At 62.7% G+C, this 8,044-nt stretch carries 6 protein-coding genes; 3 read left to right on the top strand and 3 right to left on the bottom strand.

The window, feature by feature from the left end:
• Positions 1 to 148: 148 nt before the first annotated feature.
• Together PGB28_RS10785 and PGB28_RS10780 are read right to left on the bottom strand one after the other, a co-directional pair.
• Complete coding sequence (locus PGB28_RS10785; RefSeq protein WP_271421527.1) at positions 149 to 1,420, bottom strand: ABC transporter substrate-binding protein; 1,272 nt, start codon at positions 1,418 to 1,420, stop codon at positions 149 to 151.
• 49 nt (positions 1,421 to 1,469) lie between these two features.
• The gene (locus PGB28_RS10780) at positions 1,470 to 2,456 is read right to left on the bottom strand and encodes an ABC transporter ATP-binding protein (RefSeq protein ID WP_271421526.1); all 987 of its coding nucleotides are present in this window, start codon (positions 2,454 to 2,456) and stop codon (positions 1,470 to 1,472) included.
• A gap of 254 nt (positions 2,457 to 2,710) precedes the next feature.
• Between PGB28_RS10780 and PGB28_RS10775 the strand changes: the two genes are divergently transcribed.
• Both PGB28_RS10775 and PGB28_RS10770 read left to right on the top strand, forming a co-directional pair.
• On the top strand, positions 2,711 to 3,397 hold the full coding sequence (locus PGB28_RS10775; RefSeq protein ID WP_271421525.1) for a GntR family transcriptional regulator: 687 nt from the start codon (positions 2,711 to 2,713) through the stop codon (positions 3,395 to 3,397).
• Positions 3,394 to 4,218 (top strand): GNAT family N-acetyltransferase, encoded by an 825-nt coding sequence (locus PGB28_RS10770; RefSeq protein WP_271421524.1) that lies wholly within the window; start codon positions 3,394 to 3,396, stop codon positions 4,216 to 4,218. Before PGB28_RS10775 ends, PGB28_RS10770 begins: the two co-directional genes overlap by 4 nt.
• A 73-nt stretch (positions 4,219 to 4,291) precedes the next feature.
• On the opposite strand, the gene PGB28_RS10765 is transcribed toward PGB28_RS10770, so the two are convergent.
• Complete coding sequence (locus PGB28_RS10765) at positions 4,292 to 5,581, bottom strand: PQQ-dependent sugar dehydrogenase (RefSeq protein ID WP_271421523.1); 1,290 nt, start codon at positions 5,579 to 5,581, stop codon at positions 4,292 to 4,294.
• Between the two features lie 335 nt (positions 5,582 to 5,916).
• On the opposite strand from PGB28_RS10765, the gene PGB28_RS10760 reads away from it, so the two are divergent.
• On the top strand, positions 5,917 to 7,968 hold the full coding sequence (locus PGB28_RS10760) for a DEAD/DEAH box helicase (RefSeq protein ID WP_271421522.1): 2,052 nt from the start codon (positions 5,917 to 5,919) through the stop codon (positions 7,966 to 7,968).
• Positions 7,969 to 8,044: the final 76 nt, after the last annotated feature.

Here is an 8,044-nt window from a genome sequence, read left to right as displayed (position 1 = left end):
CCCCCCCCCCCCCCCCCCCCCCCCCCCCCCCCCCCCCCCCCCCCCCCCCCCCCCCCCCCCCCCCCCCCCCCCCCCCCCCCCCCCCCCCCCCCCCCCCCCCCCCCTCGGTCGCCGCGCATTGCGCGGCGAAATCAAGCGAATTCCCGGATCACGCCGCGATGAATTCGTTCCACTTGCGGACCATGTACTGGTTCTCGTCCATTACCGCGTTCCAGCACGCCACAGAGCCCATGCGCTCCTGGAACGATCCGCCGTCGCGCACTTCGCCCGCCTGTGCCAGCGTGTCGCCGGAGGGCGACGTGATGACATCGGTGGCGGGCTTGCCCTCGAACCAGTAGCCCCATTCGTTTTCGCTCATGAAGTCTTTCGAGGTTTCCGGCACGGCCGAGTAATAACCCTGGCGCATCAGGTAGCCACCGACCCAGCCGGAGAGATACCAGTTGATGTAGTCATAGGCCGCATCCAGCTCCATGCCCGACAGCGAGGATGACAGGCCGATGCCGCCGCCCCAGCTGCGGTAGCCTTCTTTCAGCGGCTGGTAGACGCAAGGGATGCCGCGCGATTTGACGGCGGTGATCGCGGGCGACCACATGGACTGGATCACCACCTCGCCCGAGGCCATCAGGTTGACGCTTTCGTCAAACGTCTTCCAGAAGGCGCGGAACTGGCCGTTCTGCTTGGCCTCGGTAAAGATCGCCATGGTCTTGTCGATCTCTTCGCGGGTCATGTTGCCCTTGTCGCCATACTGGATCTCGCCCATCGCTTCGCAGACCATGGCCATGTCCATGATGCCGATCGAGGAGATGTCGAGGATCGAGGCCTTGCCCTTGAATTCGGGGTTCAGCAGCTCGGTCCAGCTCTCGATCGGGCGGCCGATCAGGTCGGGACGGATGCCCAGCGTATCGGCGTTGTAGATCGTCGGGATCAGGGTCATCCAGCCGGTCTCATTGTCGGCGAAGGACGTGCCGCCGGGGCCATCGACAAAGCCCACGGTATGCGGCGCGGTACCCTGCGCGATCTCGCTCTCCGGGGTCAGCTTGCCCGACCGGAAGATGCCGACGATCTTGTCGTAATTGGCGATCTTCGAGGTATCCATCGCCTGCAGGTTGCCGGTGGGCCAGACCTTTTTGCAGATCCAGTATTCGATATCGGCGATGTCGAAACTGTCGGGCTGGGTGGCGGCGCGCTGGGTGACGCTGTCGCTGTCCAGCGCGGTCATTTCCAGGGTGAAGCCGAGGTCTTCCTTGACCTTGTTGGCCACGTCATTGAGGTTCGACACCCCTGTGCCGAACTGGCGCAGCACGATATCCTTGGTGTCCTGCGCCCAAAGCATCGGGGCGGGCAGTGCAGAGGCGGCAAGTGCCGCGCCTCCGGTCTTGAGCAGCGAACGGCGGGTATAGCCGACCTTGGGTTTTGCCATTGTTCTGTTCCTCTCTGTCCAGTGGTTTGGTGTGGAGTTTGACAGGCTGTCAGGCCTGAAGACGGTGGAGCCGCCCTTGATCCCAGCTCAGGCGCACGGCCTCGCCGGGGGATTTCGGGGCGTGATAGAATTGCTCTTCGGGCAGCAGGGCGAGCAGCTCTTCCCCATCGGATGTGGTTGCGGTCACCGCGACCGAGGCGCCCTGGTATTCCACGGCGGTCACGGTTGCGGGCACGCCGTCGGGTCCCAGTGTCACCGCATCGGCGCGCACCGTGGCCTTGCCGCCGCCTTCCGACACGGGCAGCGCGATCACGTTATGACCGCCGATAAAGCGGGCCACGAATTCGGTGCGCGGGCGCGCCCAGACGTCGCGCGCGGCACCCGCCTGTTCGATCACGGCGTCGTTCATGACCACGATCTCATCGGCCAGCGCCAGCGCCTCGTCCTGTCCATGGGTCACGTGGATGAAAGTGATGCCAAGCTCGCGTTGCAGCTTTTTCAGCTCGGTCCGCATGCGGATGCGCAGGAACGGGTCGAGCGCGGACAGCGGCTCGTCCAGAAGCAGCACCTTGGGTTCGGTCACAAGCGCGCGGGCCAGCGCCACGCGCTGCTGTTGCCCGCCCGAAAGCTGCGCGGGCAGACGATCCGCCAGATGCGTCATGTCCACCAGTTCAAGCAGCTCATTGGCGCGGGCATGGCGCGTGGGTTTGTCCACCCCCTTCATCCGCAGTGAAAACGCCACGTTGTCGCGCACCGAAAGATGCGGGAACAGCGCGTAGCTCTGAAACATCATCGCGGTGCCGCGCTGCGCGGGCGGCAGCTCGGACACGTCCTGCCCGTCCAGAACGATTGAGCCTTCGCTGACATCTTCATGCCCGGCGATCATCCGAAGGGTCGAAGATTTGCCGCATCCCGACGGTCCCAACAGGCAGACATAGCTGCCCCTGGCAAAAACGTGGTTCAGATCGCGCACCGCCACCGTATCGCCATAGCGCTTGGTCAGGTGTACCAGTTCAAGATCGTATCCTGTCCGCATCAGGACCCCCGTGCTGCGTTGTGCAGACACCCTGTCCGGTCCGGTGCAGGAATGGGCAGAGATTTCGACGCCGCGCGGGGCCGAAAACACGGTTCGCCCGCTATTTCGGCGGACGCCTGAATGCTGTGCACAAAAAACGGAACAAAATCGTATACAATATTGTTGAGAGCGCGGTTCCGGTGCGGCGTGCTTGTCCCTTCACATTCGAATCGGAAAGAAAGATAGTCACAAAAAGAGCGGGCGGCGTGGTGAGCATGAGCACAATCGAGACAAAACCCTGGACCAGCGAGACAGTTGTCGCTGATCTGGAACGTGCCATTCACGAGCATCGCCTGCCGCCGGGTACGAAGCTGGGAGAGGATGAGCTTGGCGACGCCTATGGCATCAGCCGGACCATTGTACGCGCTGCCCTTCTGGCCCTGTCACACCGCCATCTTGTCGAACTGAAGCGCAATCGCGGCGCCTTTGTCGCCCAGCCGTCGGTCCGCGAGGCGCGCGAGGTGTTCGAGGCGCGCGCGCTGCTTGAGCCGCGCACCGCCCATTCCGCCGCGCTGCGCATGACGGACAAGGATCTTGCGCTTCTGCAGGCGAATATCCGCGATGAACATGCCGCCCTCGATGCCGGAGAGAGCGGGCGCGCGCTTTTCCTGTCCGGGCAGTTCCATGTCGAGATCGCCCGCATCGCCGATCAGTCCACGATCGAGACATTCATATCCGAGCTGATCTCGCGCTCGTCCCTGATCATCGCGCTCTACTGGCGCCGCCGCGCCGCCCTATGCGAAACACAGGCGCATCACGCCCTGCTCGACGCCTTCGCAAGAAAGGATGCCGCAGCAGCGGAGGAGTTGATGAAAAGCCACCTTCTGGACCTCGTGGCGTCACTGGACCTGCATAACGTTTCACAGCCGCCGACCTCCCTGCGTGAGGCGCTGCAGCGATGATCCACCGGCGTGCGACACTGGCCGAGCTCGGACAGGTGCTCGACTGGGCAGCGGAGGAAGGCTGGAACCCCGGTCTCGACGATGCGGCCGCCTTTTACGCCGCAGACCCGGACGGGTTCTTTGTGACCGAGATCGGCGGGCAGCCGGTGGCCGCGATCTCCGTGGTCAACCACTCTGACGAATACGCGTTTCTCGGACTGTACATCTGCCGTCCGGAACATCGGAGCACCGGCGTCGGCTTTGCGCTCTGGCAGTTTGCCCTGGAGCATGCGGGCAAGCGCACCGTTGGTCTTGATGGTGTGCCCGCGCAGGAAGCCAACTACGCTCGCTCAGGCTTCGTGCTCGCGGGCCGTACACAAAGACTGTGCGGTCATATGGTGCCGGAGGAGCCGACCTTTCCACTGGCAACGCCAGATGATTTCACAGCTCTCGCACAGCTTGATGCCGCGGCCAACGGTGTGTCGCGGCCGCGCTTTCTGCGGGCGTGGCTGGAAAGTGGCGCGACGCGGAAAACCGTTGTTCTGCGCGACGGTGACACAATGACGGGCTTTGCCACGGCCCGCACCTGCCGTACCGGATGCAAGATTGGCCCCATCGTGGCGGCCGACGCGGACGATGCGCATCGGCTGGCGCGTCAGGCGGCGGCAGCCCTCGCGGACCCCCATGTGACAATCGACACCCCCGACCCCGCCGGACCTTTTGCGGATCTGCTTCGGCAAGACGGGTTCACCCAGAATTTCAGCACGGCGCGCATGTTCCGTGGCAACGCACCGACGCCCGGAAAGACTTTGCAGGCTGTCGCATCGCTTGAACTGGGGTGATGCGCGGTGCGTTGGGCGACAAAGCGATCCATATCGCGACCGCCCGCCCGGCAGCCCCTCGTCGCAACAGCCATCACCCCGCGCTTACGCGGAAGACCACATCGCCCACATCGTCGACCATCAACAGGCTTTTGCGATCCGCGCCAAGCGCCACGCCCACGGGCCGCCCGTAAGCCAGTTTTTCATCCTCTGACAAAAACCCCGTCAGGATGTCGCGCGGCTCACCATCGGGCTTGCCGTCTTTGAACGGCACAAAGATAAGCTTGTAGCCGCTGAGAATGGAGCGGTTCCAGGACCCGTGCTGACCAATGACCATGCCATTGCCGAACCCCGGCAAGGTGCCCTCCGGCATCCAGCACAGGCCCAGCGACGCCGTATGCCCGCCAAGCGCGTAGTCCGGCACGATGGAATTGGCGACTTTCCCGGGGTCCTGAGGGACGCGGTCATCGACAATCCTGTCCCAGTAGCTGTAAGGCCAGCCATAGAACCCGCCATCAACCACAGAGGTCAGGTAATCGGGGGGTGTCTCATCGCCCAGCCCGTCACGCTCGTTCACCACGGTCCAGAGTTTTTGCGTTGTTGGCTCCCATGCCATGCCGACGGCATTGCGCAGGCCGGTGGCAAAGATGCGGGCCTCATGCGTGGCCACGTCAAGCTCCCAGATCGCGGCGCGGCCTTCTTCGACCTCCATACCCTGATCAGCAATGTTGGTGAGCGATCCGACACCGGCATAGATCTTGCTCTGGTCGGGCGACACGATCAGGCTGCGGGTCCAGTGGCCATGGGGTTTGAAAGTCACCAATGTCTGGCCGTCCCCGTCGAGCCGCGTTGCGCCCGGCACGTAGTCAAAGACTTTGATCCCGTCGGTATTGCCCAGATAGAATTTGTCACCGACCAGCGCCATGCCAAAGGGTTGGTTCTGGTTCTCCACGAACACATGCCGCGTTTCGGCAATTCCGTCGCCGTCCTCGTCCCGGAACAGTGTGACGCGATTGGCGCTTTTGCCGATGGCCTTGACCCGGCGCATCGTCGCCTGCGCGGCGTGATCCATGAGCGTTTTGGGCGGAGCGGCCTGTTCCTTGGATTCCGCGACCAGAACATCGCCATTCGGAAGCACTTCGACCCAGCGGGGGTGATCGAGGTCCGACGCAAAGACATTGACCTTCAGCCCATCCGTACAGATCGGCAACCGCCCGTCTTTCCAGCCTTCCGCGACCGGCATCTTTAGCGTCATGATCCCCTGGCTCTGGGCCTGCGGGATCTTGGGGTCCGCGCCCATCGCCTGTTCCCGCGGAGAGGTTCTGCGGCGGATGGCTGCCACCGTTCCGCCGACAATCGACGTCGCCTTTGCAATCAAACTCATGTAGCCCTCGTCATTTTCGAATGAAAAAATGTCCCTGAGGTCAGTCTACGCGCGGGATTATGAGAATTGAAGCCAGCGTATCTGATCGGGTGGTAGGCCTTTCGATCGCGGAGGGGACGTGCGGGTCGATGCGAACCAAACCGGACCCGCCATCGGTCGAAAAAGATGCTCGTGCCGCAGTCCGCCTTGCAGGCCTTCGCCGTGACATCATCCCCTTTGGATGGAATGGACTGCGTGTGGCAAACCCCCGCGTGCGCCGTCAGCAACGATTTATCGGCTATACATCAGGTGCAAATGTCACTATCGCCGTGGTCTTTCCTGACCGGTGGTGAACCATGCAAGACTTTCCAGACCTCCCGCAATCGCTGACGGCAGCATTGCACGGCAAGGGCTATAGCGAACTTACTCCGGTGCAAAAAGCGGTTCTGGACGAGGACCTGCGCGGAAAGGACCTGCTTGTCTCTGCACAAACCGGATCGGGAAAAACCGTTGGTTTCGGCCTGAGCATTGCCCATGACATTCTGGACGAGGATGGCAGATTTGGACGGCCTGCAGCGCCGCTTGCTGTCATTATCGCACCAACGCGGGAATTGGCGTTACAGGTGCGCCGCGAGTTTGATTGGCTGTTTGAACAGGCCGGGGTTGTGACCGCGTCAGCCGTGGGCGGTATGGACACCCGCACGGAACGTCGCGCATTGGAACGCGGCGCTCACATCGTCGTCGCGACCCCCGGACGCTTGCGCGATCACGCCACGCGCGGTGCCATTGATCTCAGCGATATTCGGGCCGTCGTCCTCGATGAGGCCGATGAGATGCTGGATATGGGCTTTTCCGAGGATCTCGAGTTCATCCTCGACCAAACCCCCGAGACCCGGCGAACGCTGATGTTCTCGGCCACGGTCCCGCGCGGCATCACCAAACTCGCCCAAACCTATCAGAAAGAAGACGCGCAGCGCCTGAAGATTGGCAGCGCCGAGACACAGCATGCCGATATCGCCTATCGGGCCTTGTCCGTTGCGCCGTCGGATATCGAAAAGGCGATCATCAACTTGCTGTGTTTCCACGCGGCCCAAACTGCGATCGTCTTTGCCAATACCCGCGCCATGGTGGCGCGTCTGACGGCGAAGTTCTCCAACCGGGGGTTCAAGGTCGTCTCGCTGTCCGGGGAACTCAGCCAGGCCGAGCGCGGCAACGCCATGCAAGCATTGCGGGATGGCCGCGCGCAAGTCTGTGTCGCCACCGATGTCGCGGCGCGCGGGATTGACCTGCCCGGCCTCGAATTGGTGATCCACGCGGATCTTCCGTCCAATGCCGAAACCCTGCTTCACCGGTCTGGCCGGACAGGCCGCGCGGGCCGCAAAGGTCAGTCGATCCTGATCGTGCCCGGGCGGCATCGGTCAAAAGCGCAAAGGTTGCTCAAGGCGGCAAAGCTCGATGCGACATGGGGCACGCCGCCGTCTGCGGAAGAGGTCCTTGAGAGGGAGGAGGAACGCATCATTGCCGATGCCGCTCTGAATGAGCCGCTCAGCGCAGAAGAGGCCGCCTTCGCCGAACGGTTGCTTGCAGGACGGACGCCGGAACAGATCGCTGCGGCCTATCTGCGGCTCTACCGCCAGCAGAGCTCAGCCCCTGAGATACTGGGTGCCGTGCCCGAGCCTGGAAAGCGCCCCGTTAAAGATCATGCCGAATTTGGTCCCAGCACGTGGTTTTCGCTTTCTCTGGGTCGCAAGCATCGCGCAGAGCCACGTTGGCTGCTGCCCATGCTCTGTCGCAACGCGGGCCTGGCCAAAAGCGCAATCGGAGCCATTCGGGTTCAGTATCAGGAAACCTTTGTCGAGATCGCCAATGAGGCCATTCCGGCAATGAAACAGGAATTGGGCGAAGGTCTGGCAATCGAACAAGGGGCGGCCCTGACGGAATTGGCCGGCCTGCCGGATTTCGACGCGTCGCCCAAGGGACCACCGGCAGAATCGCGACCCACGCAGTCCTCTGCCGAGCAGCCCAAAAACCGCTCTGACAAGCGTGCAAAACCTGCGCAGAAGCGAGATCACGCCGGGGCGACCGCCAAACCGGCGCCCAAACCTGCGACGTCCAAACCCCAAGGCTCCGAAAAGCCCGCGCGCAAACACAAGACCAAAGACAAAAGTTCACCGGGCGCTGCGTCGAAACAGCAGGTCGATGGTACCGCGCCAAAAGCAAAACCGGGCACGAAACCGGCGAAGCGACAAGGCCGAGACAAAAACGCGTTGGATACGTCGAATTCTTTGCGCGCAGGCAAGGCCCGGCACGTATCGAAGGGCAAAACCAAAGATGAGAAGCCCTCACGCCGCGCATATGGCAAAGGCGGTGACGCCAGGCCCTTCCGCAAACCCTCGAAGAAGTCCTAAACCCCTATCACGGCGGACATGCCGTCTATGACGCAGGGCTTGGCATAAGCCAGTTTCAAACCACAACGCCCGCTCC

It is taken from the genome of Primorskyibacter aestuariivivens (genome assembly GCF_028023675.1).
GTDB classification, from domain to species: Bacteria; Pseudomonadota; Alphaproteobacteria; order Rhodobacterales; family Rhodobacteraceae; genus Marinovum; species Marinovum aestuariivivens.
Note: the sequence above shows the minus strand (reverse complement) of the source record. Positions and strands in the feature narration are given on the sequence as shown.